This is a genomic window from Dactylosporangium sp. NPDC000555 (genome assembly GCF_040300025.1).
In the GTDB taxonomy this organism is placed as follows: domain Bacteria; phylum Actinomycetota; class Actinomycetes; order Mycobacteriales; family Micromonosporaceae; genus Dactylosporangium.
Genome location: NZ_JBEPDB010000064.1, coordinates 1 through 25691, shown reverse-complemented (window position 1 = coordinate 25691; position 25691 = coordinate 1). Strand labels below are relative to the sequence as shown.

At 73.0% G+C, this 25691-nt stretch carries 23 protein-coding genes; 8 read left to right on the top strand and 15 right to left on the bottom strand.

Features of this window, described 5'->3' with window-relative positions; translation table 11 throughout:
* The first annotated feature begins 11 nt into the window (after positions 1-11).
* Complete coding sequence (locus ABT297_RS30460; protein ID WP_502885670.1) at positions 12-1715, top strand: bifunctional 3'-5' exonuclease/DNA polymerase; 1704 nt, start codon at positions 12-14, stop codon at positions 1713-1715.
* On the opposite strand, the gene ABT297_RS30455 is transcribed toward ABT297_RS30460, so the two are convergent.
* Positions 1697-2194 (bottom strand): NUDIX domain-containing protein, encoded by a 498-nt coding sequence (locus ABT297_RS30455; protein WP_350555830.1) that lies wholly within the window; start codon positions 2192-2194, stop codon positions 1697-1699. The two genes, ABT297_RS30460 and ABT297_RS30455, sit on opposite strands and share 19 nt — an antisense overlap.
* Here ABT297_RS30455 and ABT297_RS30450 point away from each other — a divergent pair.
* The 5 genes from ABT297_RS30450 (at position 2183) to ABT297_RS30430 (ending at position 9792) form a co-directional block, all read left to right on the top strand.
* Positions 2183-2848 carry a nucleotidyltransferase family protein gene (locus tag ABT297_RS30450; protein ID WP_502885669.1) on the top strand — a complete coding sequence of 222 codons (666 nt, stop codon included), beginning with the start codon at positions 2183-2185 and terminating at the stop codon, positions 2846-2848. The genes ABT297_RS30455 and ABT297_RS30450 overlap by 12 nt on opposite strands.
* 113 nt (positions 2849-2961) lie before the next feature.
* Positions 2962-4074, top strand: a complete 1113-nt coding sequence (locus tag ABT297_RS30445; RefSeq protein WP_350555829.1) for an XdhC family protein — start codon at positions 2962-2964, stop codon at positions 4072-4074.
* Between the two features lie 117 nt (positions 4075-4191).
* Positions 4192-4908, top strand: coding sequence for an SRPBCC family protein (locus ABT297_RS30440; protein ID WP_350555828.1), 717 nt, complete (start codon positions 4192-4194; stop codon positions 4906-4908).
* 76 nt (positions 4909-4984) lie between these two features.
* Positions 4985-7231 (top strand): S8 family serine peptidase, encoded by a 2247-nt coding sequence (locus tag ABT297_RS30435; RefSeq protein ID WP_350555827.1) that lies wholly within the window; start codon positions 4985-4987, stop codon positions 7229-7231.
* A gap of 203 nt (positions 7232-7434) precedes the next feature.
* On the top strand, positions 7435-9792 hold the full coding sequence (locus ABT297_RS30430) for a DUF8189 domain-containing protein (protein WP_350555826.1): 2358 nt from the start codon (positions 7435-7437) through the stop codon (positions 9790-9792).
* 119 nt (positions 9793-9911) lie between these two features.
* On the opposite strand, the gene ABT297_RS30425 is transcribed toward ABT297_RS30430, so the two are convergent.
* The 10 genes from ABT297_RS30425 to ABT297_RS30380 form a co-directional block, all read right to left on the bottom strand.
* Positions 9912-10511, bottom strand: a complete 600-nt coding sequence (locus ABT297_RS30425; RefSeq protein WP_350555825.1) for a hypothetical protein — start codon at positions 10509-10511, stop codon at positions 9912-9914.
* 68 nt (positions 10512-10579) lie between these two features.
* Positions 10580-11410, bottom strand: a complete 831-nt coding sequence (locus tag ABT297_RS30420; protein ID WP_350555862.1) for a peptidase — start codon at positions 11408-11410, stop codon at positions 10580-10582.
* Positions 11407-12648 (bottom strand): VWA domain-containing protein, encoded by a 1242-nt coding sequence (locus ABT297_RS30415; RefSeq protein WP_502885672.1) that lies wholly within the window; start codon positions 12646-12648, stop codon positions 11407-11409. Before ABT297_RS30415 ends, ABT297_RS30420 begins: the two co-directional genes overlap by 4 nt.
* Positions 12649-12764: 116 nt before the next feature.
* The gene (locus tag ABT297_RS30410) at positions 12765-13406 is read right to left on the bottom strand and encodes a nucleoside/nucleotide kinase family protein (protein WP_350555823.1); all 642 of its coding nucleotides are present in this window, start codon (positions 13404-13406) and stop codon (positions 12765-12767) included.
* Entirely contained in the window at positions 13403-14191 is a 789-nt protein-coding gene (locus ABT297_RS30405) for an SDR family oxidoreductase (RefSeq protein WP_350555822.1), read from the bottom strand. Before ABT297_RS30405 ends, ABT297_RS30410 begins: the two co-directional genes overlap by 4 nt.
* Positions 14188-15156 carry an LLM class F420-dependent oxidoreductase gene (locus ABT297_RS30400; protein ID WP_350555861.1) on the bottom strand — a complete coding sequence of 323 codons (969 nt, stop codon included), beginning with the start codon at positions 15154-15156 and terminating at the stop codon, positions 14188-14190. Before ABT297_RS30400 ends, ABT297_RS30405 begins: the two co-directional genes overlap by 4 nt.
* Before the next feature lie 112 nt (positions 15157-15268).
* On the bottom strand, positions 15269-15631 hold the full coding sequence (gene pth2 / locus ABT297_RS30395) for a peptidyl-tRNA hydrolase Pth2 (protein ID WP_350555821.1): 363 nt from the start codon (positions 15629-15631) through the stop codon (positions 15269-15271).
* 11 nt (positions 15632-15642) lie between these two features.
* Entirely contained in the window at positions 15643-16452 is an 810-nt protein-coding gene (locus ABT297_RS30390) for a metal-dependent hydrolase (RefSeq protein WP_350555820.1), read from the bottom strand.
* A gap of 43 nt (positions 16453-16495) precedes the next feature.
* Complete coding sequence (locus tag ABT297_RS30385) at positions 16496-17146, bottom strand: SDR family NAD(P)-dependent oxidoreductase (RefSeq protein ID WP_350555819.1); 651 nt, start codon at positions 17144-17146, stop codon at positions 16496-16498.
* 83 nt (positions 17147-17229) lie between these two features.
* A complete protein-coding gene (locus tag ABT297_RS30380) occupies positions 17230-17706 on the bottom strand; it encodes a DUF1707 domain-containing protein (RefSeq protein ID WP_350555818.1) in 477 nt (158 codons plus the stop codon).
* A gap of 188 nt (positions 17707-17894) precedes the next feature.
* Here ABT297_RS30380 and ABT297_RS30375 point away from each other — a divergent pair, with 188 nt between their 5' ends.
* Together ABT297_RS30375 and ABT297_RS30370 are read left to right on the top strand one after the other, a co-directional pair.
* Positions 17895-19148 carry a sensor histidine kinase gene (locus ABT297_RS30375; protein ID WP_350555817.1) on the top strand — a complete coding sequence of 418 codons (1254 nt, stop codon included), beginning with the start codon at positions 17895-17897 and terminating at the stop codon, positions 19146-19148.
* A complete protein-coding gene (locus tag ABT297_RS30370; protein ID WP_350555816.1) occupies positions 19145-19810 on the top strand; it encodes a response regulator in 666 nt (221 codons plus the stop codon). The genes ABT297_RS30375 and ABT297_RS30370 overlap by 4 nt, the downstream gene beginning before the upstream one ends.
* A 9-nt stretch (positions 19811-19819) precedes the next feature.
* Here the strand turns inward: ABT297_RS30370 and ABT297_RS30365 are convergent, their stop codons facing one another.
* The 4 genes from ABT297_RS30365 to ABT297_RS30350 form a co-directional block, all read right to left on the bottom strand.
* Positions 19820-22066 (bottom strand): transglutaminase TgpA family protein, encoded by a 2247-nt coding sequence (locus tag ABT297_RS30365; RefSeq protein ID WP_350555815.1) that lies wholly within the window; start codon positions 22064-22066, stop codon positions 19820-19822.
* Entirely contained in the window at positions 22060-23208 is a 1149-nt protein-coding gene (locus ABT297_RS30360) for a DUF58 domain-containing protein (RefSeq protein ID WP_350555814.1), read from the bottom strand. The genes ABT297_RS30365 and ABT297_RS30360 overlap by 7 nt, the downstream gene beginning before the upstream one ends.
* 4 nt (positions 23209-23212) lie before the next feature.
* A complete protein-coding gene (locus ABT297_RS30355) occupies positions 23213-24139 on the bottom strand; it encodes an AAA family ATPase (RefSeq protein WP_350555860.1) in 927 nt (308 codons plus the stop codon).
* A 78-nt stretch (positions 24140-24217) separates the two neighbouring features.
* A partial coding sequence (locus ABT297_RS30350; RefSeq protein WP_350555813.1) for a fibronectin type III domain-containing protein occupies positions 24218-25691 on the bottom strand: 1474 nt, incomplete at its 5' end.

Here is a 25691-nt window from a genome sequence, read left to right as displayed (position 1 = left end):
AGCCCCGGTGGATGCGATGTAATGCCCTCGTGCTCGTCGCGCTGACACCCTCCGGGGCCGGCGGCCTACTCAGGCCGCTGGCCGACGACGGCACGCCCGCCGCGCCCGAGCGGCACGTCACCGATCTGGCGGGGGCGGTCGCGGAAGTCGAGTCACGCGACCGCCCCCGCTGGCTGTGGGCGTCGACGGCGGACATCTATCCCCGGCTGCTGCGAGCGGGAGTCCGCGTCGAGCGCTGCCACGACCTCGAACTCGCCGAGGCACTCCTGCTCGGCGCGGAGGGCGCCTGGGGCCAGCCGCGGGCGCTCGCCGCGGCGAGCGCCCGCCTGGCGGGACGGCCGGTACCGCCCGACCCGCCGGCGCGGCCGGCCGAGCCCCCCGGCCTGTCGCAGGACTCGCTCTTCGACGCGTACGACGCACCGGCGGTACCGCTGCGGGAACTTCTCGACGTCTACGCGGCGCAACGGGCGCGGATCGAGGCGCTGCCCGAGCTGCCGTCCGCGCCCCGGCTCGCGCCCCGGGCCGGCGGCATGCGCACCCTGATCGCGGCGGAGTCCGCAGGGGCCCTGATCGCCGTCGAGATGGGGCTGGCCGGGCTGCCCTGGCGCGCCGACGTGCACGACGCCCTGCTGCGCGAGATGCTCGGCCCGCCCTCACCGGTCGGCGGCCCGCCCGCGCGCCTGGCCGAGCTCGGTGTCCGGCTCAACGATGCCCTGGGCCAGCGCGTGCACCCCGACTCGCCGGCCGAACTGCTGCGCGCCTTCGCCCGGGTCGGGATCATGCTGCGCAGCACCCGCCGCTGGGAGCTCGAGCACATCAACCACCCGGCGGTGCCGATCCTGCTGGAGTACAAGGAGCTCTACCGGCTCTGGGTCGCGCACGGCTGGTCATGGCTGGAGCAGTGGGTCACCGGCGGGCGGTTCCGCGCCGACTACATCCCGGGCGGCGTCGTGTCCGGGCGCTGGGCGACCCGCGGCGGCGGCGCCCTGCAGATCCCGAAGGTCGTCCGGCGGGCCGTCGTCGCCGACCCCGGCTGGGCGTTCGTCGTCGCCGACGCGGGGCAACTGGAGCCGCGCGTGCTCGCCGCCGTTTCCGGCGACCGCCGCCTGGCCCGCGCCGCCGCCGCGGGTGACCTCTACGCCAACCTCGCCGCCGAGGCGTTCGACGGCGACCGCGCCAAGGCGAAGGTGGCGCTGCTCGGCGCGATGTACGGCCAGACCGGCGGCAACGCCGCGCCGGCCCTCGCCGCGCTGCGGCGCTTCTACCCGGCCGCCTGGGAGCTCGTCGAGACAGCGGCGCGCACCGGCGAGACCGGGGGACTGGTGCGCACCTGGCTGGGCCGGACCTGCCCGGCGGCCTCGGCGACCTGGCGCGAGGGGTTCGACGAGCCGGGCGCCGAGGTCGAGTCGCGCGGCGGCGCCCGGGGCCGGGCCCGTGGCCGGTTCACCCGCAACTTCGTGATCCAGGGCACCGCGGCCGAGTGGGCCCTGGTGCTGCTGGCCCGCCTCCGCGCGGCGCTGGCCGGGCGCCGCGCAGAGCTGGTGTTCTTCCAGCACGACGAGGTCGTGGTGCACTGCCCGCGGCCGGAGGCCGAGGCCGTCGCCGCCGTCGTGCATGCCGCCGGCGACGAGGCGCGGCGGCTGCTGTTCGGCGACACCGAGGTGCGGTTCCCCCTCGACGTGTCGGTCGTGGAGCGCTACAGCGACGCGAAGTAGGCGGCCATCGCGTCGGTGTGCGTCGGGAAGCACAGCGGCCGCGGCCCGACCGAGACCTCGAAGCCGAGCGACTCCTCCGTGCGGACCGACGCCGGCAGGTCGGCGAGGGGGCGCGGCGGCAGCAGCCCGAACACGATCAGGTTGCCGCTGTGCACGCTCTGTACGTCGAAGAGGCGCACGTCGGCCGCCTCGGCGAGGATCGTGGTCTCCTCGCGCAGCTCCCGGACCGCGGCCTCCTGCCACGACTCGCCGATCTCGATGAACCCGCCGGGCAGCGCCGGCTCGCCGCGCATCGGCTCGACGTCGCGGCGCACCACCACGATGCCGCGCCCCTCGTCCGTGTCGACCGGCAGCAGCACGACGACGACCGGCAACGGGTTGCGCCAGGTCGTCTCGCCGCACGCGGCGCACACCCGCGGCCACGGCGCCCCTTGCGCATAGGCGGCGCCGCAATACGAACAGTGATCATGGAGGGCCATGAGCATGCAGCCTACCGAGCGGGTACTAGTCTGATCCGAGTCGGTGCTGACCCCGTTGGACGTAGGAGAGCCCCGCTGAGCGCGATAGTCGGACTGGTTCTCGCCGCAGGTGGTGGCCGCCGGTATGGCGGACCCAAGGCCCTCGTGCGTCACGAGGACGGCCGCCTGCTGGTCGAACGCGCCGTCGCCACCCTACGCGACGGCGGCTGCACGCGAATCTGGGTGGTCCTGGGCGCCGAGTCGGGCCGGGTGCGCGACGAGGCGCAGCTCGACGGCGCCGAGCTGCTCGACAACCCCACGTGGAAGAGCGGCATGGGCTCCTCGCTGCGGGTCGGCCTGGCCGCGCTGGCCGAGACCGATGCTCAGGCGGTGGCCGTGTTGCTGGTCGACACCCCCGGCATCGGACCGGAGGCGGTCACCCGCCTGCTGGCCGCCGCGTCCGGGGGCTCCAGGGCGCTGCTGACGGCCACGTACAAGGGCCGGCGCGGCCACCCGGTGATCCTGGGCCGCGACCACTGGCCGGGCGTGACGACCCTGGCCACGGCGGACGTCGGCGCCCGCGCCTATCTGGTCGCCCACGCCGGCGAGGTGCAGGGCGTGCCCTGCGAGGACATAGCCGACGACACCGACCTGGACGTACCACCGGAGCGCTAGCACCCGCCAACCGTACGGACCCGTACGATTTTTGGGATTCGCGGTCGGTGGAGCATAGTGGGAGCGTGCCGGACTTCGCGTCGCCGGCCGCTCTCGCAACATGGAGGTTCCTCGTGCGTGAGGTGTTGAGCGAGCTGCTGGACTGGTGGCGCGCGGGGGAGCCGGTCGGGATGGCCACCGTCGTGCGCACCTGGCACAGCTCGCCGCGCCCGCCGGGCGCGACGATGCTGGTCGGCCCCGACGGCACCGCCGTCGGCAGCGTGTCCGGCGGCTGCGTCGAGGGCGCCGTGTACGAGCTGGCACGCGAGGTGACCGAGACCGGCACCCCGGTCGTGCAGCGCTACGGGGTCAGCGACGACGACGCGTTCGCCGTCGGCCTCACCTGCGGCGGCATCATCGAGCTGCTCATCGAGCCGGTCGGCCCGAACACGTTTCCGGCGCTGGACAAGGTGGCCCGCGCGATCGAGCACCACGACCCGGTCGCCGTGGTGTCCATCGTGGACGGTCCCGACGACCGCATCGGGCGGCGCCTCGTGGTCTGGCCCAGCTCGGTCGACGGCAGCCTGGGCTCGCCGCGGCTGGACGCCGCCGCGACCGACGACGCCCGCGGCCTGCTCGCCGCCGGACGCACCGACACCCTGCACTACGGCCTGGACGGGGAGCGGCGCGGGGAGGGTCTGACGCTGTTCGTCGCCTCGTATGCCCCGCCCGCGCGCATGCTCGTGTTCGGGGCCATCGACTTCGCCGCCTCGGTCGCGCGGATCGGGGGCTTCCTGGGGTACCACGTGACGGTCTGCGACGCCCGTCCGGTCTTCGCGACGTCCAAGCGCTTCCCCGGCGCCGACGAGGTGGTCGTGGACTGGCCGCACCGCTACCTGGAGGGCGAGATCGAGGCCGGCCGGGTCGACGACCGGACCGTCGTGTGTGTGCTCACCCACGACCCCAAGTTCGACGTGCCGGTGCTGCGGGCCGCGCTGCGGCGGGACTTCGCCTACGTCGGCGCCATGGGCTCCCGGCGCACTCACGACGATCGCATGGCGCGCCTGCGCGAGGCCGGCCTCAGCGAGGCTGAGCTTGCCCGGCTCTCCTCGCCGATCGGCCTCGACCTGGGCGCGCGCACCCCGGAGGAGACGGCGGTGAGCATCGCGGCCGAGATCATCGCCGGCCGCTGGGGCGGCGGCGGAGCGCGCCTGACCACCACCGCCGGCCGGATCCACCACGACTGATCGCGGCATCGCCACGCCGCGTCGATCGCGGGCGTGTTGATCGCCTGCGGCACCCCGGTCGCTCATGAGCCGCTAACGTCGCAGGTGGCCCGTCGACCGAGTGCTGGAGGTTCGGCCGTGCAACTGGAGAACACCTTCACGGTGCCCGTCCCCGTCGAGCAGGCATGGACGGTCCTGCTGGACATCGAGCGGGTCGCGCCCTGTATGCCTGGGGCGACGCTGACCTCGGTCGCCGGCGACGACTTCACCGGCAACGTGAAGGTGAAGCTGGGCCCGGTCAGCATGACGTTCAAGGGCTCCGGGCGTTTCGTCGAGCGCGACGAGGAGGCCCGCCGGGTGGTGATCGGCGCGTCCGGCGCCGACAGCCGCGGCGGCGGCACGGCCAGGGCGACCGTGACCGCGGTGCTGGTGCCCGAGGGCGACGGCACCCGGGTGAACGTGTCGACCGTCCTCGACGTCACCGGCAAGGCAGCGCAGTTCGGCCGCGGGCTGATCGGCGACGTGAGCGGCCGGCTGATCGGCCAGTTCGCCGACTGCCTGGCCGGGAAGCTGGCCGAAGAGCCGGCCGCGACGCCGGAGGAAGCGCCGCCCGTCGCGGCGGCCGCGCCGGGGGCGGGTGTCGTCGCGGAGGCGGGCGTCGTTCCGGGAGGTTCGGCCCCGGCGGAAGCGCCGCGCGGGCCGCTCGCGCCCGTCCAGCCCGAGGCGGAGCCGATCGACCTGCTCGCCGTCAGCGGCGTGGGTTCCGTGGCGCGTCGCGCGGTGCCGTACGTGCTGACCGCCGCCGCGAGCTTCGCCGTCGTACTCGGCATCATCTGGTGGATCAAGCGTCGCTGACCGGTCTTGATCCACACTGCCGTTCCATCCGATATGGTGACGCTGAGTAACTGTCGGATGGCTAAAGGTGATGGGAATGATCGGCATCGGAAGACGCCGCCTGGGCTTCCTGGCAGTCACGGCCGTGGTCGTGCTGGGCCAGGCGGCGCAGGCGGACGCCGCGCCCCCCGAGGGCGTTGTGTACGGCAGGGCCGAAGCGAGCAGCGGTTACGTGGTGATGCTCAAGGACCCGCCCGGCGCGCAGAGCGCCGCGCAGGCGCAGGCCTTCGTCGCCGACGCGGCGCGGAAGCTCTCCCAGAAGTACGGCGGGGACGTCCGCGAGCAGTACAGCTCCGCGCTGCGCGGCTTCGCGATCGACAACCTCAGCGACGCGCAGGCCAAGCAGCTGGCGGCCGCCTCCGACGTGGCCCACGTCGAGAGCAACGTGATGCTGCGCTCGAATGGCTCGCAGAGCTCGCCGCCATGGGGCCTGGACCGCATCGACAGCCGCGCGAACACCCGCGACGGCACGTTCACCTATCCCAACTCGGCCCCGAACGTCACGGCGTACGTCGTGGACTCCGGCATCCTGATCTCGCACAACGACTTCGGCGGCCGGGCCACCTACGGGCGCAACTTCGTCGACCGGGTGCAGAACCACTACAACAACCCGCTCAACGACGCCGGCAACAGCAACGACCCCGCCAACGCCAACGACTGCGACGGCCACGGCACCCACGTCGCCGGCACCATCGGCGGCACCGGCCACGGCGTGGCCAAGGACATCGCGCTGGTCGCCGTGCGCGTGCTGGACTGCAGCGGCGTCGGTTTCCTCTCCGAGGTCGCCGCCGGCATCGACTGGGTGACCGCGCACGCGCGGCGCCCGGCCGTGGTGAACATGAGCCTCGGCTCCGACAAGCCCACGGCCATCATCGACGCGGCCCTGCGCCGCTCGATCGGCTCGGGGCTGACCTGGTCGGTGGCGGCCGGCAACGGCGACGAGAACGACAACCCGCTCAACGCCTGCGACAACTCGCCGGGCGGCGTCGCCGAGGCGATCGTCGTCGGCGCGTCGACCATCGACGACCGCCCGGTGCACTGGTCGGACTACGGCCCCTGCGTGGACCTCTACGCGCCGGGCGCCGGCATCGTCTCCGACTGGATCGGCGGCAATACGGCGACCAAGTCGCTGGACGGCACGTCGATGGCGGCGCCGCACGTCACCGGCGCGGCCGCGCTCATCCTCGAGGCGCACCGGGACTACAGCCCCGCGCAGATCCGCAACGCGCTCGTGCAGGGCTCCACGGTCGGCGCGCTCGACATGAGGTACTACCCGGAGTACGCGAGGGCCGGCACGCCCAACCGCGTGCTGTTCGTGCGGCAGGCGGACCCGCCGCGCCCGGCGGGCAAGACGCGGAGCCTGTTCAACCCGCGGTTCGGCACCACCGAGGTGTACGCCCGGGCCGGCGGCAGCAACCATCTCGTCTACACCTACTGGTCGGGGGACTGGTCGGACTGGACCGATCTGGGCGGCGCCCTGGCCTCGGATCCGGCCCCGCTCTACAACCCCCGCTTCGGCACCACCGAGGTCTACGCCCGGCTGAGCAACAACCACATCGCCTACCGGTACTACTCCAACGGCTGGTCGGACTGGATCGACCTGGGTGGCAGCATGGCCGGCGACCCCGCCGTCATCTACAACCCGCGGTTCGGCACCACCGAGGTCTACGCGCGCACCAGTACCGGCGCCCTGCAGTACAGGTACTACTCCAACGGCTGGTCGGACTGGATCGACCTGGGCGGCACCCTCACCGGCGACCCTGGCGTGCTCTACAACCCGAAGTTCGGCACCACCGAGGCCTACGCCATCGGCAGCGGCGGTCTGAAGTACAGGTACTACTCCAACGGCTGGTCGGACTGGATCGGCCTCGGCGGCACCGGCCAGGGCACGCCCGCCGTCCTCTACAACCCGAAGTTCGGCACCACCGAGGTCTACTTGCGCACCACCGACGACAAGCTCGCCTACGTCTACTACCTCGGCGGCTGGTCGAGCTGGATCGGCCTGGGCGGCAGCCTCACCGGCGATCCCGGCGTGATCTACAACCCCACCTGGGGCACCACCGAGGTCTACGTCCGCACCCCGGGCGACGAGCTGCGCTACGTCTACTACCTCGGCGGGTGGTCCGGCTGGAACAACCTCGGCGGCGCCACGGCCACCAGCCCGTCCGTGCTCTACAACCCGCGCTTCGGCAGCACCGAGGCCTACATCCTGGGCCAGGACGGCCACGGCTACTACAAGTACTACGCCGGCGGCTGGTCCGGCTACATCGACATCACGCCGTGAACCCCCACCCGTAACCGCACGACCCGATGGCGGCCCGCGCTCCGGCGCGGGCCGCCGCCGTGCGGCCGGGCCTCGTTCCGGCCGTCGGAACCGGTGCTTCGGGTGCGAAACGCGCGGAATATCGCAAAAGCATTCACATCTGATCTACCTTCGGGGAGAACGAGCGACACGAGGTGCCGCTCCAACACCTGTACGGGGGGAAAGTGTTCGCAACAACGAACGTCCGCGGAGGACCGGTACCCCGCGGACGAACCTGGGCCGGCACGGCGCTGGCCCTCACCCTCACCGCGGCGACCGTCGCGGTGGCCACACCGGCATATGCGGCGCCGGCGACGCTCGCGAGCGCCGCGCCGTCGACGGGCCCGCTGATGGGCGGCACCAAGGTGACCCTCACAGGCACCGGCTTCATCGGCGCCACCGATGTCACCTTCGACGACGTATCGGCCACGTCGTTCGACATCGTCAGCAACACCACGATCACCGCGATCACCCCGAGCGCAAACGCCGCCGGCTCCGCGGAGATCGTGGTGAAGCACCCGAGCGGTGATTCCATCGACCTGCGCACGTTCACCTATTCGGCCGCCGCGCCGACGGTGACGGACGTGTCGCCGGCGGCCGGCCCGCTGGCCGGTGGTACCGAGGTGACCATCACCGGCACCAACCTGACCGCTGTCACCGGGGTCACCTTCGGGATCATGCCCGGCGCCGTCCTGACGCCGGTCAGCCCCACCAGCCTCAAGGTGACCACCCCGCCGAGCCTCACCGCCGGTGATGCCCCGATCGCGGTGACGACGCCGAGCGGCACGTCCAACAGCACTGTGGCGTACTCGTACGTGGCCGCGCCGACGGCGTCCGCTGTGTCGCCGGTGGCCGGTCCGCCGGCCGGCGGTACCCAGGTGACCATCACCGGCACCAACCTGACCGGTGCCACCGGGGTCACCTTCGGCGGCACGGCCGGCACCGGCCTGACGGCGGTTACCGCCACCAGCCTCAAGGTGACCACCCCGGCGCACGCCGCCGGCGACGCCGCGATCGTGGTCACCACGCCGGGCGGCCCGTCGAACAACACCAAGGTGTTCGCCTACACGGCGGCGCCGGCGGTGACAACGCAGCCGCTCGCGCAGTCGCGCAGCGTCGGCGGCACGGCCACGTTCACGGCGGCGGCCTCGGGCCACCCGACCCCGACGGTCAAGTGGCAGCAGAAGCTCCCGGGCGTCAGCTGGACGGACATCAACGGCGAGACGCACCCGACGCTGACGTTCACCACGACGGACCAGCAGAACGGCGCGCAGTACCGCGCGGTGTTCCAGAATTCGCTCGGCACCGCGACCACCAGCGCGGCGACACTCACGGTGACGGCGCTGCCGGGGAACGCCCCGGACGCACCGGCGGCACCGACGGCCACGGCCGGCGTGTCGTCGATCGAGGTGACGTGGACGGCACCGGCCGAGAACGGCTCGCTGATCACCGGGTACACGGTGACGGCGAACCCGGGCCCGGCCACCTGCACCACGAAGGCCAAGACCGAGACCAGCTGCGTCCTCGGCGCGACCGCGGGCGAGGACTACACGGTCACGGTGGTGGCCCACTCGGCCGCCGGCAACTCGGCGGCGAGCGCGGCGTCCAACTCCGTCACGCCGACGGCACCGGCGACGACGCCGACGGCACCGACGGCGGACGCGGCGCTCACCACCGACGCCGGCCCGATCAGCGCCGCCGAACCGGGACAGCAGATCACGCTCAAGGGTTCCGGCTACGCCCCGTACTCCACGGTGATCATCACGATCTACTCGGACCCGGTCGAGCTGGGCAGCGTCATCACCGACGCCAACGGTGACTTCACTCAGCCGGTCACCATCCCGAGCGACCTCGAGGCGACAAGCCACGCGCTGGTCGCGGCGGGTGTGGCCCCGGGCGGCACCGCACGGAACCTGCGCCTCGACCTCTACGTGGCGCCGGGCGCGACGACGAAGATGTCGGGTCCGGTCGTGCGCAACGGCGCCGGCCGGCCACAGATGTTCGCGCGCGGGTCGGACAACAACCTGTACACCGCCGTCCAGGCCGTCGACGGCACCTGGAGCGCCTGGACCAACCTGAGCGGGCTCATCTACAGCGAACCGGTCGCCGTGCTGAACAACAACGGCCGGCTGCAGGTATTCGTCGTCGGCGGGGACCACTCGATCTGGCACCGACTGCAGAACAGCGACGGCTCGTTCGCCTGGTGGGTCCGGTTGGGCTCGCCGAAGTACCTGCACTCGCTGGCGCTGACCCAGAACGACGACGGCACCGTTGTCGTCATGGGCCGTGGCGAGGACGACAACCTGTGGTCGATCAAGCAGTCCTCGACGTCCGACCCGGGCTCGTGGGGTGCGTGGGACAACCTCAGCGGCCTCATCTACAGCAACCCGACGCTGTTCAAGCGCGACGACGGGCTGCTCGAGGTCTTCGCCATCGGTGGCGACGGCCAGATCTGGCACCGGGTGCAGACCACCAAGAACACGAACGACTTCGCATGGTGGTCCCGCGTCGGGATGTCGGTGAGCAACCGGATCGGCCTGTAGCCGTGCCGGCCTGAACAGCACGACAAAACAGCGGGCGCCCCGGGAACCTCCCGGGGCGCCCCGCCTTCATCGGCGCGATCGGGGCGCCGGGCGTGAAGTCGCCGGCTTCGCTTCCCGGCTCAGCCCTCGGCGGCGCGGCGCCGGCCTTCCGCGAAGAACGCGCCGAGGTCCGGCAGTTCGCGCAGCGGGTGAGCGGCACCGAAGGAGACGTTCCAGAAGTCTCCCGAGCGCGGCTTCCACGGGCCGACGTACGCGTACGGCTCGTCGATCGTCCCGTCGCCCGCCGACACGCCGAAGTTCACCTCGTCGAGCGAGATGCCGACGTCGAAGTGCTCCGGCCACAACACCGGAACCGCATCTGCGCCCATCGCCCGCAGCGCCGCGTCTCCCGCGACGAACCCGCCGATGATCTCCGCCGCGCCGTCGAGCACGACACGATCGCCGGGCGCCGCCCCCGACCCGTCCGCGTAGAGCCCTCGGGGCGCCCCGATCTCAACCCCCGCGTCGGCCGCCAACTCGCCCAGCGTCCGCCCGGCGAGCGGCACGCGCCGCGCCCCGGCGACGAGCGCGCCGGCGGTCACCCGCAGATCGGGCGCGGCCACGGTGGCGAACCCGTCGTGGGTGATCCGAAGGCGAATGGTCCCGCTGGCCCGGTGCTGCGGCCCGGCGAGCACCAACTCGGCCAGCCCGTGAAGGGAACGTCGAGTCTCATTGGTCACCCGCCCATGCTGTCACTTCCGACGCCGCCCGCGCCGAGGGAGCCGCAGCACCGACCTTCATTTTGCGGCTATATGTGGCGGCGGCGGCGCCAGGTCAGGGAGAAACCGACGACGCCGGCGACGGCGGCCAAGATACCGCCGATGATGGTCCAGACCCATCGCGCGGACAGGCCGGGCAGCCAATTGAACGCCGCGATCCCCTCGTCGGGACTCGGGCTCGGACTGGCCGAAGGATCGGCCGGGCCGGCTCCGGACGCCGCCTTGCCCGGCTTGGCCGGTGGCACGAGTGCGGCATGGAGATCGCCATCGTCGGCGCTGGTGCCGCCGTCGGTCGCGCTGACGAGCGCGTTGACCCGGGTGGGCAGGCCGAGGTCGTTCTCGGGCAGGTCGATGACGGACAGCCGGACGTAGTAGGTGCCGGGTAGTGGATCGTCCGACCATGGCTCGGCCCATGAGCGTATGCGCCGCAGGGTACAGCCGAGGGCGGTCTTCGCATCGGTGACGGCGGCAATCGGTGTCTGCGCACCGGCCGTGCACGCCTGCCGGCGGCGCATCCCGTCGAAGACATCAACGGTCCATGTTGAAGGGCCGCTCCGTTTCTCGGCAGGCGGGAGCGCGATGCTGAGCGAGATCTCGATGATCTGTCCGGCCGTGGCGGTGAACGACCAGTAGAGGTAATCACCGGTGGAGGCGTCCACCTGGATCGACTGGCCGGGGCTGACCAGGACAGCGGTGCGGAATGAGGTCCCCGCCCGCGCGACCGTGCTCGCGCTCGGCGACGGAGTCGGTGCGGCCGCCGCGTCGACCGGCAGCGCGATGACAGCCACGGCCGCCAGCGCGGCGGCGGCGAGACGAGCGCGCGATCGGATGCGTCCCTGCCGGGTACGGATGGTCATCAGTTCGTCCTCCAGGTCGCGACCCACCAGCGGGTCAGCCAGCCAGCGATCGCGCCGGTGAGCAGGCCGGCGACGGTGAGCACTAGAAGCAGCAGCCAGCCCCGCCCCAGGCCGGGAGCGTTCGGAGCGGGCGAGGCGGCGACGACGTCGATGGTCAGCTCGAACGGCATGCCCGGGCCCGAGTTCGCCTGCGCCGCGCTGGCGAACGAGTTGCTGATGACCAGACAGATGTCCGTCGTGGTGACGGTGGCGCTCGCCGCGGACCAGCGCACGCCGGTGGACAGCACATCGGTGCGCCCGCTGCCCGCATTCGCGGTACGCACGAGTTCCCGCCCGTCGGCGGTGACGGCCCGCAGGAGCACCCCGTAGTCGCGGTTGACCGGGCGGTCCAGGGCTATGCTCACCGAGGCGCGCAGCTCCTGGTCCTTATGGATCGGCACCCGGTACCAGCGATGCTCCGAGATCTTCTCCCGGTCGGTGTAGACGCCCGGGGAGAGCAGCGGCGCCTGCGCGCACTCCGCGCCGCCGGCCACAATCGCCGGAGGCAGGATATTGGCTTCCTTGGTTCGATCGACGAGCTGCTTGATCCGGCCGGTCAGCTCCTCGGGCGTCTGCGCCGAGGCATAGGATCCGCCGGTGGCGGCGGCGATGCAGAGCAACTGCCGACGCACATTCTCGTCCGGTGCCAGACCGAGCGTGTCCACCACCAGGTGCATACCCTGAGCGGCCAGCTCCCGAGCGACATCGCACGGATCCGGCGGCGCGCAGGTGTCCTCGCCATCGGTGATCAACACGATCCGGCGGGTGCTCCCGCCGGTGCCCAGGTCCTGCGCGGCGGCGCGCAAGGCCAGCCCGACCGGCGTGAATCCGGTGGGCCGCAGCGTTGCGATGGCGGCCTTGGCGGCGGTCCGGTCCACCCGGCCGACCGGCACGATCTGCTGCGTGTCCTTGCAGCCTTCGGCCTTGTCCTTGCCCTGGTAGGTCGCGCCGAGGACCCGGATGCCGAGCTGCGTCTCGTCGGGAAGCGCATCCACGACCTCGTTGAACGCCTGCTGGGCGACGGAGATGCGACTGCGGCCACCGATGTCGTTGGCGCGCATCGACCCACTGACATCGAGCACGAGTTCCACCTTCGGCGGCTCGTTGGGCTCGGGCTCTTCAGCGAAGGCTGGTCCAGGAGCGATTGTGGGCAGGATGGAAAATCCTAACAGGATGACAGTAAGCCATCGTTTCGCGATCACGGCGAAGAGCATAAAGATTTACGGAAAGTGATATTCGCTCGCACGTTCCGCAGCTATTCATCGATCGCTTTTGTGGTGGCCCGGGCCAACGTCGTTCTTCGATGTCTGGAAACGGGTTAGGAGCTGCGTGACAGGATCAGGTCGGCGCGGTCGCGGGTGCCGGCGATGACCTCGGCGTTGCGCTCGTCGCTGCGGAAGACCCAGTCCTGCGCCTCCGGCAGGTCCAGGCCCTTCGCGAGCTGGCGGCGCACCAGCGACTCCTGCCGCACCCTGTCCGGCGCGTCGAGGTACAGCACGAGGTCGAGCAACCCGCGCACCGAGGACCACGGGCCGTGGTCGAGCAGCAGGTAGTTGCCCTCCACCACGATCACGCGCACGTCCGGGGGCACGGGTATCACGCCGCCGACGGACTCGTGCAGGGTGCGGCTGTAGCTCGGGGCGTAGACCAGGTCCTCGCCGGCGCGCAGGCGGCGCAGCAGGTGCACGAAGCCGGCCGCGTCGAAGGTCTCCGGGGCGCCCTTGCGGGCGGTCAGGCCGAGGCGCTCCAGCTCGGCGTTGGACAGGTGGAAGCCGTCCATGGGCACGGCCACACTGGACAGTCCATCGTGGACGTTTAGGGCGTCGGAGAGCGCGCTGGACAGCGTGGACTTGCCGGCCGCCGGTGGGCCGCAGATGCCGATGACGCTGCGGCCCCGGCGGCCGCGGACGAACGGCACGACCACGTCCAGGGCCGGCTGCAGCACGTCGAGGCGCCTCATACGAGCGAGTCGCGCAGCGTGCGCATGCCGGCGATCCAGCGGTCGGTGTCCGTCGCGCGGTGCAGGTAGTACCGGGCGACCTCGGGGTGCGGCAGGATCAGGAACCGCTCGGCGTCCAGCCCGGCGACGACGGCGTCGGCGACCTGGTCGGCGGACAGGACGGCGCCGCCGGCCGCGGTGACCTTCGCGCCGATGTGGCCGGCCTTGAGCCCGTCGGTGAGCATGGGGGTGTCCACGCCCTGCGGGCACAGCGCGCTGACCCGCACGCCGCGGTCGCCGTACGTGATGGACAGCCACTCGGCGAAGGAGACCGCGGCGTGCTTGGTGACCGCGTAGGGTGCGTCGCCGACGGCGGTCAGCAGGCCCGCGGCCGAGCAGGTGTGCAGCAGATAGCCGGACCCGCGCTCGAGCATCGACGGCAGCACCGCCCGCGCCGAGTGGACGTGCGACAGCACGTTGACCGCCCAGGTGCGCTCCCACGTCTCGGCCGTGGCCTCGAGGCCGGCACCGCTGATGATGCCGGCGTTGGCGCAGAACAGGTCGATGCGCCCGTAGCGCTGGAGCGTCGTCCCGACCAGCTCGGCGACCTGCTCCTGGCTGGTCACGTCGACCTCGGCGCCGACGGCCTCGCCGGGCAGGCTCGCGGCCAGCGCCTTGGCGGCCTCGCCGTCGAGGTCGGCCAGCACGAGCGCGGCGGCCTTCTCGGCGGCGAAGCGGCGGGCCATCGCGGCGCCGATCCCGCCGGCCGCGCCGGTGATGACGACGACCTTCCCGTCGAGCCTCACGGCCGTGGCCCCAGCTCTCGCAGCGTCTCCAGTAGCGCGGGCGCGCCGCCGGCGACGAGCTCCCGGGTCGGCAGCAGCGCGATCACCGGCGTGGTGACCCCGGCGTCGGCGTAGCGCCGCACGTGCGCGCGGCACCGGTCGGCGCTGCCGTGCACGATGAGCGCGTCGACGACCTCGTCCGGGATCGCGGCCAGCGCGCCCTTGCGGTCGCCGGCCGCCCACGCGTCCCACATCGGCTCGAGCGCCGCGCCGCGGCCCAGCCAGCGGTGGAACGCCGCGTAGGCGGGCACCGTCAGGTAGGCGGCGATGAGCCGGCGCCCGGTCGCGCGCGCCTCGTCGGCGTCGGCGGTGGGGCACACGAAGATGCGCGCCGTCACCTCGAAGCCCTCGGGCGCGGCGGTCAGCTCGGCCCGCGCGGTCGCCACGTCCTCGACCGACAGCCAGTTGAGGATCGCGCCGTCGGCCTCGGCCGCCGCCAGGCGCAGCATCCGGCCTCGCAGACCCGCCAAGAGCAGTTTCGGCAGTACCCCGGGAACCCGCTCGAGCCGGAACCGCCGCACAGCGAACGTGTCGAAGTCCCCGTCGACGAGCTCGCCCGCGAGCGCGCGGCGCAGGAAGCGCAGGACATCCCGGGTGCGCTCGTACGGCCGGTCGAACGGCACCGCGTTCCAGTCGCCGACCACGACCGGCGAGGAGGCCCCGATGCCGAGGGCGAACCGCCCCGGCGCGGCCTCGGCGAGGGCTGCCGCCTGCATCGCCAGCAGAGCGGGGCCACGAGTGAAGACCGGGACGATCGCGGTGCCCAGCCGGAGGGACGGGGACCAGACCGAGGCGAGCGCCAGCGGGGTGAACGCGTCGGTTCCGGCGACCTCCGAGGACCAGACGTCCGTGTACCCGAGATCCGGTAGCGCGGACAGCAACGCCGCGTGGTCGGGCAGCGGAACTCCGGTGAGCGGGATCGTCAGCCCCCATTGGCTGTTCATCCGCCGATCATCTCCGCGAAACGGCCGATGTGGCAAGCGGAACGGCTCGCTCGTTCGCGAGCTCCCACGCCGCGGGCGGCGGCGACTGTCCGCGTCACAGCAGCGACAGCCCGCCGGTCACCGGGTGCAGCGCGTCGCCGCGGGCCGGGCCGATCGCGCAGCAGGTCGCGGTCCCGGCGGCGACCTGGGTGCGCCCGGCGTCGTGGATCACCTCGACCGGCAGCCCGGCCTCCTCGGCGGCCCCGACGACGAGCCCGAGCGTGTCCTCGTCGGGCACCTTGAGCACCACCTTCGGCTGTCCGGCCCGCCACCAGCCGGTGAACGCCGCCGTGCCCTGGTTGCGCATCGCCGCGGCGACGGCCGCGTGCGCCGCCTGCGCGGCGATCTTGCCCCTTCCCATCCCGAGGTCGGTCCGCATCACGATGACGAGTCTGAACTCGCCGGCGGTCTCGCTCACGGCTGACGACCCTACAGCGCGATGTTGAGGCGTTGCAGGAGCATCGGGACGAGCAGGACCGTGCCGGAGAGGATGGCGACCGTGGTGAACACGATGCGCAGGAACACCGTCTCGGTCTTGTCGCCGGCGGTGAGGGCGATCGAATCCGGCAGGCCGATGCAGCGCCACATCCGGCGGCCGGTCGGTATCGGCCAGAAGATCGGCGAGCCGTGCCGGGTGATCATGTCGCCGAGCAGGTGGACCAGGCCGCCGACGCCGACCGCGACGCCGAGCAGGGGATAGCCGCGGTCGCCGGGGAGGCGCTCGTACACCAGGAACGCCGCGCCGGCGGCGGCGAGGGTGACGATGACCCAGCCGGCGCGCTCGGCCCACTTCTCGAACAGCCCGCGCAGCGCGAGCGCGAACGTCAGGAAGAGCACGCCCATGACGGCCCACTTGCCGTAGGCGTTGCACAGGGCGAGGGTGCCGTATCCGACGCCGACGTTGAAGATGATCGTGTGCGTGAGCGTGCGATGGCCGTTGCGCCGGGGCGGGTCGTGCTTCATGCGGGTCAGCTTGTAGACGCCGAGCGAGAGCTTCTCGACGCACTCGGCGACGAACAGCGAGAGCACGCCGAACGTGCGCGCCACGGTGGCCCCGCCCTTGTTCTGGGTGACCCGGCCGGAGAGGTCCAGGTCGGGCAGCAGTGCGCCACCGGCGCAGATCGCGGTGCCGACGGCGAGTTGCAGCGGCGTCTGGTGGAAGTGCGCGACCTGGTCCAGCACGAGCGACCCTGTCAACCAGACGGCCGCCCCGGAGAGCGCATGCGAGGAGCCCATCATGACACGTGACTATCCCAGGTGGACGATCATTCGTACATAGGAGCTACCGGCGCATCGATGCGCCCGTCACGTCGAGCGTCGTCGCCGTCATGCTCACGGCGGCGTCCGAGGCCAGGTAGAGGGCCGCGAAGGCGGCGTCGTCCACGGTCGACTCGCCCGGTGTCCAGGACACGACATTCGCCCGCACGCCCGCGTCGGCGACCAGCCGGGCGTAGTGCCGGGTGAGCGCGGTCACGCCGCCGCCGACCGCGTTGGTCGCCGGGTCGGGGCCGTGGGGCGCGAGCGTCACCACGGCGCCGGCGCCGGCCTCGGCCATGCAGGGCAGGAACGCCTGCAGCGCCTGGAAGGTCACCGTCAGTCCACTGTCGACGGTCTGCTGCCAGCCGCCGCCGGACGGTGGCGGGCACGGCAGCACGAAGAGCAGATCGGGCCGGCCGTACTCGGCGAGCACGCCCAGCCGCACCGCGTCCATCGCGGCCGCTCCGGTGTCCTCGACCAGGATGCCGACCGCCTCCGCGCCGCCCCAGCGCAGCTCGTCCACGAGGTCGGCGAGGCGGCCCTCGTCCGCGCCGACGACGGCGATCCGGGCGCCGCGCTCGGCGAGCATCCGGCACACCGCCGCGGGCACCCCGTCCGGCCCGCCGAGCACCACGGCGACCCGGCCCTTCAGCTCGAGGTACGACGATCCGAGCACTGCGTGCCACCCTTTCTCTTCTTGTCGGCCCTCTCATCGGTGGAGGCCGCCGCGGTGGTCGGCGCGGCGGCCCCCAATCGGTGTCAGCGGGTCCAGCCCTGCCGGTCGGACGCGGCCCCCCACGGTCCGCGGCCCCAGCGCGGGTGGTGCCCGCCGTACGCCCGCCAGCGCGCGTGCCTGGTCAGGCCGAACATCATGAAGAAGAGTGGGATCGCCGGCCAGAAGAAGTGCGCACCGGACAACACCCACAGTCCCGTCAGCGCCGCCGCGACGACGGTCACGAAGCCGGCGTGGCCCCACAGGTGCCGGCGGCTGTCCCGGGCGAAGCGCGCCTTGGCCTCCGGCGTCTCGTGGAGCCCGCGCCGCCCGCCCTCGGGCAGGTCGGCGGTGAGCGGCGGCAGTTCGTCGCGGAACTTCGCGGCGTACACCTGGCTGAGCCGCTCCTCCCCCTCCTCGAGCGTGAGCCGGCCCTCGGTCATGCCGGCCCGCACCATGTTGGCGTACTGTTCGCGCTCCTCGTCCGAGGCGCGCACCCTTTCGCCGAACGTGTTCCCGCTCATGTGTCCAAGCCCCCTTCCGTTGATGGACTCCAGCGTGGCGGTCGGCGGCGCCGGGCGCGTCGCACCAGCGTCGGCTCGTGGACTACCTCCGGCGACGCAGCCGGGCCCCGCGTGTACTCCCGCTGGAGTACACGCCGGCGCACCGGCGAGGCGATGCCGCAGGTGGGCGCCTCCACTACGTTTGTGCTGTGAGACGACCGCCGTGGGCCGACGAGCGCCGCGCCGAGCGGCTGGAGCGCAAGTTCCAGCGCTTCGAGCGGCGGATCGAGGGTGGGCGTCCGCGGCGCTGGCCCGGGCCGCACCCGGTGCCGTTCGCGGTGTTCGTCGCGCTCCTGCAGGTCTTCGGCACCCGGGCTGCGGCCTACGGCAGCACCGCCCACGAGCTGGACCAGACCGGCTATCTGCTGCTGATCGCCGGCCCGGCGGTCCTGGTGCTGCGCCACAAGCTGCCCCTGCTCACGCTCGCGGGGGCGCTGACCGCCACGGTCGCCTACTTCGCGCAGCTGTACCCCAACGGACCGGGCTTCATCGCCGCCATCGTCGCCGTCGTCACCGCCCTGTCGGCGGGTTTCCGCTGGCTGACCTGGATCGCCGTGGTCGTCGCCTACGGCGCGTACGTCGTGCTGGTGCTGCCGCACGCCTCCGTCGGGCGGCTCGTCGCCATCGGCGTGTGGTGCGTCATCATCGCGTTCTTCGGCGAGGCGGCCCGGGTGCGCGGCATACGGTATGCCCAGATGGCCCGCGACCGCGCGCACCAGGAGGCGCTGGCCCGGGCCGAGGAGGAGAAGGCCCGCAAGGAGCAGCAGCGCCGCCAGGCCAGCGACGAGCGGCTGCTCATCGCCCGGGAGCTGCACGACGTCATCGGGCACCACCTGTCGCTCATCAACGTCCAGGCCGGCGTCGGGCTGCACCTGATGGACGAGCAGCCCGAGCAGGCCCGGGTGGCGCTCGCCGCGATCAAGCACGCCAGCGCCGAGGCGCTCAAGGAGACCCGGGCGGTGCTCGCCGGGCTCAACCCGGGGGAGGCGGCGCCGCGCACCCCGGCGCCCGGCCTGACCGACCTGGAGCGGCTCGCCGGCGAGGCCCGCGGCGCGGGGCTGCCCGTCACGCTCGACACCGTCGGCGAGCCCCGGGCGCTGCCGCCGCAGGTGGACCGGGCGGCGTACCGCATCGTCCAGGAGGCCCTCACGAACGTCCGCCGCCACGCCGGCCCGGACGCCACGGCGACCGTCGTCGTCGGCTACGGCCCGGCCGAGCTCAGCCTTCGCGTCACCGACGACGGCGCGGGCGCGGGGGCGGACGCCGGTCAGGCCGGCAACGGCATCGCCGGCATGCGCCACCGCGCCGCCACGTTCGGCGGCACCGTCGAGGCCGGCCCGCGCGAGGCCGGCGGCTTCGAGGTCCGCGCCACGATCCCCCTGCGTGAGGAAAACAAACCGTGATCAAGGTCCTGCTGGCCGACGACCAGGCGCTGGTGCGGGCGGGCTTCCGCGCCCTGCTCGACGCGCAGCCCGACATCGAGGTGGTCGGCGAGGCGGCCGACGGCGCGGAGGCGGTACGCCTGGCGGTGCGGACCCGCCCCGACGTGGTGCTCATGGACATCCGCATGCCCGTCCTCGACGGCCTGGAGGCGACCCGGCAGATCGCCGCCGACGCCCGCCTCGCCGACGTGCGCATCGTCATCCTGACCACGTTCGACCTCGACGAGTACGTCTTCGAGGCGCTGCGCGTCGGCGCCAGCGGCTTCCTGGTCAAGGACACCGAGCCGGTCGACCTGCTGCGCGGCGTGCGCGCGGTCGCGGCCGGCGACGCGCTGCTGTCGCCGGGCGTGACCCGCCGGCTCATCGAGGAGTTCGCCAGCCACTCCCGCGCGCCGCTCGCCCCGATGTCGCTGGACACCCTCACCGACCGCGAGCGCGAGGTGATGGCCCTGGTCGGCGCCGGCCTGTCCAACGAGGACATCGCGGCGAAGCTCTACGTCAGCCCGGCCACCGCGAAGACCCACGTCAGCCGGGCCATGATCAAGCTCGGCGCACGCGACCGCGCCCAGCTCGTCGTCTTCGCCTACGAGGCCGGCCTGGTCCGCCCCGGCTGGCTCGGCTGAAACCGTCGGTCAGCGGCGGCGGCGCTGCCAATGCAGCGGGCGGGGGTCGAAGGTCCACAGCAGGCGGCGCCACCACGGGCGGCGCGACCTGAGGTCCTCCACGTAGGCGGCGGCCTGGGCGGTGGCGCGGGCGGCCTGTGGCTCGCCCGGGCCGGCGGCGGGAGTCGCGAAGGCCACCGCGTTGACGAGCGCGGCCAGGTCGTCGATCGGGGGCACGGCCGGGCGGATGAGGCGCGGCGCGGCGTGGGCCCGGTGTTCGGCGGCCGTCGCGGCGTGGTGGGCGATCTCGCCGGCCGTGAGATGGGCCGGCGCGGGGCGGCCCGCCTGGCGCAGGCCGATGAGCACCTCGCTCCAGGCGGCGTCGATGCGCGCCGACGGGGAACCCTCCGCCAGGCGCCGCCGGCGGCGGTTGCGCAGCACCAGCGGTACCGCCGCGAAATAGCCAGCCACGAGCAGGAACGCGACCGCGGCGGCCGAGGCGGCGACCAGCGGGCCGGCCCCGGAGGCGGCGGGGGGCGCGGCGGCCGAGGGGGAGCCCGAGCGGGCCGGCGGGGTGCTCGGGGTGATGGACGGCGGCGGCACCGACTGCGGCGGTGGCTGCGACGGCGGCGCCTTCGGACGGAAGTCGTCCTCGACCGGGCGCTGCACGGTGTCGGACTTGGGCAGTGGGTCGAACGCGACCCAGCCGAAGCCCTTGAACTGGATCTCCGGCCAGGCGATGGCGTCGGCGCCGCGGACCGCCTTGTCGTTCTTGCGCGTCTGGAAGCCCACGACCACCCGGGTGGGCAGGCCGGCCAGCCGGGCCAGGACCGCGAAGGCGGCGGTGAACTGCTCGGAGGTCCCCTTCTGCCCGCCGAGCTGCTTGTTGCCGAACAGGAAGTGCTCGACGTTGGGGTACGCGTGGCCGCTGGGCGCGTCGGAGACGAGCTTGTAGTGATCACCCAGCCACTGCTGGATGGCGAACGCGCGCTGGTACGGGTTGGAGATGCCCTCGCCGAGGTGCCCGGAGAGCTGGGCGATCGAGTCGGGGACCTTGCCGGGCAGGGCCACGAAGCGGGCCGCCTCCCCGGGGGCGGGCACGTCGGCGACGAACAGGGCCTGGTCGTCGGGGCGCGGCTGCTGGCGCGACGTGACCGTGTACGTCAGACCCTTGCGCAGTCCGTCATTGAGCGCGACCGTGCCGGTCTCGGCGTCGTAGGCGACCCGGACGCCGTCGACGCGCTGCGGCGTGGCGACGCCGGGCAGGAGGCGGCCGTCGAGCTCGTCGATCGTGATCGTCTGCGTGACCTCGGGGCCGTCGCCCTCGGAGCGGCCCAGGACGCGGCCGGCGTTGCGATAGACCGAGCCGATCCGCCAGGTGATGCCGTCGTAGTCGCTGAGCACGGCGAGCCGGATCGGCGGCTCCTGCTGGGCGCCGGGGCCGGGGGCGACGACCGCGTCGAAGAGGTGCTGGCCCTTGTTGAGGTTCCAGCCGGACAGGCGCACGAGCGGGTTCTCGTCGAGCGCGTCCAGCTGCGGCGGCGTGACGTAGTTGCGCGGGTCGACCGGGGTGTCGTTGCCGCGGCCGGCGACGGCCGGGCCGAGAAACTGGGAGAGCAGGACGACGACGGCGACGCCGGCCGCCGCGCCGGCACCCACCCGGACGCCGATCGTCCGTTTCTGCGTTTTCGTCAGGACGTCGGACGAGATATCGGCCCGAGCGCTCGCGACCAGGCCGAGCGCGGCGAAGGCGGCGTAGGCGAGCGGGATCCACGTCGTGGCGCGCACCGCCGTGGTGTCGGGGCCGACGAGGTACAGCGCGCCGCCGTACAGCAGCGTCGGTGCGGTGTAGGACAGCAGCACCCGGCCGTAGCGCACACCGGCCTCGGCCGAGGCGAGCCCGGCCAGCCAGGTGGCGATGACCGGCAGCAGGACCGTGTCCGGCTGCGGCTCGATCGGGATCAGCGCGGTGAGCAGCCGCGGGATGCTGTTGCGCAGCGCCTCCCGGGCGATGTCGGGCACCGCGCCCGGGATCTGCCCGGCCTGCGCGGAGACGCGCACGGCGACGAACGTCATGACGGCCAGGCCCAGCACCGAGGCGGGCGCCGCCGTCCAGGCCGGCAGCCGGCGGACCGCGACGCTGATGAGCACGGAGGCGGCCGCGGCGACGGTGGTGAGCAGCGGCAGCAGGGTGCCGTTGTAGATCGGGGCGAGCGAGAGCCCGGCCAGGACGAGCATGCCGAGCAGCGACACCGGCACGAGTGCGCGGCTCACCATGCCTGGACCCCGTCCCACGCGGCGGCGAACTCGGCGCCGTCGCGCACGGCGAGGACGACGACGCGCTCCAGCGCCGGGCGGGCGTCGCCGAACACGCCCGCGACCAGGGTGGGGTACGCGGTGCGCAGGGTGCTGACCCGGGAGAGGTCGGGGTCGCCGCTGAGGTAGACGAGGGTGTCCCCGAGGCGCTGGGTGCGCAGCGCCGCGATCGACTTTTCGGGTATGTCTGAATTCTCCGACATTTCGGTTTTTTCTGACATTTCGGCCTCGGTCAGCAGGTCCAGGTAGTCGCGGGCGGTGTTGCCCGAGGTCCTCTGGACCTGCCGGCCGCCCGACAGCAGCCGCAGCGCGATCGGCAGCTCCTCGCGGAAGGCGGCCATCACCAGCGACGCCGCCGCCTCGCACGCGGACTCGAACAGCTCCGGGTCGGCGTAGGAGGCGCGGCGGTCGTCCAGCAGCACGACCAGGCGCGGCAGGCTGGTGTCCAGCTGCTCGCGCACCATCAGCTCGCCGACCCGGGCCGACGTGCGCCAGTGCACCCGCCGCAGCTCGTCGCCGACGACGTACTCCCGCAGCGTGTCGAACGTGATCGTGCCGTGCGGCACCCGGTCGTCGCGCCCGTCCAGGGAGCGCGTGACGCCCGTCGGCACGGCGGAGAGCCGGTGCACCCGCGGGTAGACCCACACCCGGGCCGTCCCGCCGTAGCCGCGGGCGAGCGACAGCAGGCCGAGCGGGTCGCCGCGCACCACGCGTAGCGGGCCGATCGGCACCACGCCGCGGCGGACGGTCGGCACCGGATACTGCGCCGTCGTCTCGCCCCCGGCCCTGAGGCGCAGCAGTGGTACCGGCACGGAGGCCTCCCCGCACCGGTCGTGCGCGACCAGGGTGGCGCCGCGCAGCCGGCTGGTGTTGCCGACCCGCAGCGTGACCGTGCTCGGCTCGCCGCGCATGACCCGGTCCGGCTCGACGCCGCGGGAGACGGTCAGCCGGGGGCGCCACCAGACGTACGCGGCGGCGAACATGAGCGCGGCGACGGCGGCGGTGCCGAGCACGACGAGATGCGGGTAGCCGAAGACCAGCCCGACACCGAGCAGCACCGCGGCCGCCGCGCACAGCCCGGACCCGCGGGCGGTGACGCGCATCGGCTCAGGCCGCGACGGGAGACGGCACGGGCACCGTGTCGAGCACCTCGCGCACGACATCGGCCGGCGCCACGCCGCGCACCTGCGCGTCGGGCGAGAGCACCAGCCGGTGCGCGAACACCGGCTCCGCGAGGACCTTGACGTCCTCGGGCACGACGTAGCCGCGCCCGTCGGTGAGCGCGTAGGCGCACGCCGCGCGGGTCAGCGCGATCACGCCGCGCGGGCTGACCCCGATGCGGACCTGCGGGTGCGAGCGGGTCGCGTTGCCCAGCCGTACGGCGTAGCCCAGCAGCGGCTCGGCGATGTGCACGCGCCGGGCCAGCCGCACCAGCTGGGCGACGGCCTGTGTGTCGGTGACCGGGTCGAGGGCCTCGGGGGAGCGGGTCACCGCGCCGCGCAGCACCTCGATCTCGACCGCCTCGCTGGGGTAGCCGACGGCGAGCTTCATCAGGAACCGGTCCAGCTGCGCTTCCGGCAGCCGGTACGTGCCGTCCATCTCGATCGGGTTTTGGGTCGCGACCACGAGGAACGGCCGGGGCACCCCGTGCCGCACGCCGTCGACGGTGACGTAGCGCTCCTCCATGACCTCCAGCAGCGCCGACTGCGTCTTGGGCGAGGCCCGGTTGATCTCGTCGGCGATGACGATGTTGGCGAACACCGGCCCGGGGTGGAACTCGAAGCCGCGGGTCGCCTGGTTGAAGATCGTCACGCCGGTGACGTCGGAGGGCAGCAGGTCGGGCGTGAACTGGATGCGCCGCCACTGGCCCTGCACGCTGGCCGCCATCGCCCGGGCGAGCGTGGTCTTGCCGACGCCCGGCACGTCCTCGAGCAGCACGTGCCCCTCGGCCAGCAGCGCGGTCATGGTCAGCCGCACCACCTGGGGCTTGCCCAGCACGATCGACTCGACGTTGCGCGCGAGCCGGCCGACCAGCTCGGCCGCCGCGCTGACCTCCTCGTTGCCGGGTGGACCAGGTTCCGCGGACTGTTCAGGCGAGATCACGATGCTCCATCAGCATTGCTTCAGCGGCCCCGTGCCGCTGGGCAGATTGAACCAGGCGTAGGGGATGTAGTTCTCGCCCTTGAATTGGATCTTGATCCACTGCGTGCTCGCCTTGCCGCCGTAGGGCTCGGCGTTGACGCTCACGTTCGTGTTCGTCTGACAGATGGCGACGTAGCTGTCCGGGGCGTAGACGTCCCCGGCCACGGCGCCCTTCTGCGACGGGGTCTTGTAGACCCAGATGCCGCCGTTGTCGGCGCCGCGGCCGCAGTAGCTGTTGACGGTGCACACGACGGTCCCCTTGTACACCGGGGTGCTGATCGACCCGCTGCCGCTCGCGGTCATGCCGGCCGTGTTCGTGATCGTCACGGTGTAGCTGTAGTCGGTGCCCGGCCACAGCCCCTCCATGGTCAGCGAGCCCGAGCAGTTGCCTTGCACGCCGCCGACGCCGGCCACGTCGAGCCGGCAGGCGGCCGGCGCGCCACCGCCGTCGGTGGCGGTGAAGCGGGCCGTGATCGAGTTGAGCGCGGCGGTGTCGGCGCCGTCGTCGACGGTCATCGTCGGCTGGGCCAGGGTGTCCGCAGCGCCGGAGGCCGCGCCGCCCACCCCCGCTTTGTTGATCGCCCGCAGCTGGATCGTGACGTGCTCGGCGTCCTTGAACCCGCCGAACTCGTGGCTGAGCGCGGTGTCGATGCTCATCTTGGTGCCGTTGACCGTCGCCTCATATCCGGTGATCGGCGTGCCGTTGTCCTGCGGCGCCTTCCACGACGCCACGACGGTGCCGCGCTTGTCGAGCGCCGCCTTCACGGTCAGCGAGCCCGGCACGCCCGGCTTGTTGAACGGCACCACGGACGGGCTCAGCGGCGACTGCTCCGAGCTCGCGCCGATGTCGTTGATCGCGGCCACCCTGAACGCGACCTGCGTGCCGTACGGCAATTCGCCGGCCGGCACCATCAGCGACGGCTGCGCGGACTCGTAGGTCTTCGACTCGGCGCTGGACACGCTCGTCACGACGTACTTGGCGATCTTGTGGCCCTGCCCGTCCGCGGCCGGCCAGGTCACGGCGACCGTCCCGTCCGGGTTGGCGGTCGCGGCGACGCTCGCCGGCGGGTCGGGCACGTCGCGGGTCGGCACCACCGGGTTGGCGGCCTTCTTCGGCCCGTTGCCCTTGGCGTTGACCGCGTAGACGGTGAACTTGTACGTCTGGCCGTTGGTCAGCCCGGCGACGTCCAGCGAGCGCTGGCTGGCGCCCACCTCGTGCGGCGGCTGCCCGTCGCCCTCGACCACATACTTCGTCACAGCGCTGCCGTTGGGCGGGGCGGCGGTCCACGTCACCCGCACGTTCGCGTTGCCCGCCACCGCGCCGACCCGGCCCGGCGCGCCCGGCGGGGCGGCCGGCGGCTTTGTCGCCGGCGGGGGCGGCGGGTCGGGGGGCGGGGCGCCGCCCGCGACGGCGGGGGCGGGTTTGTGGACGGTGGTCACGTGG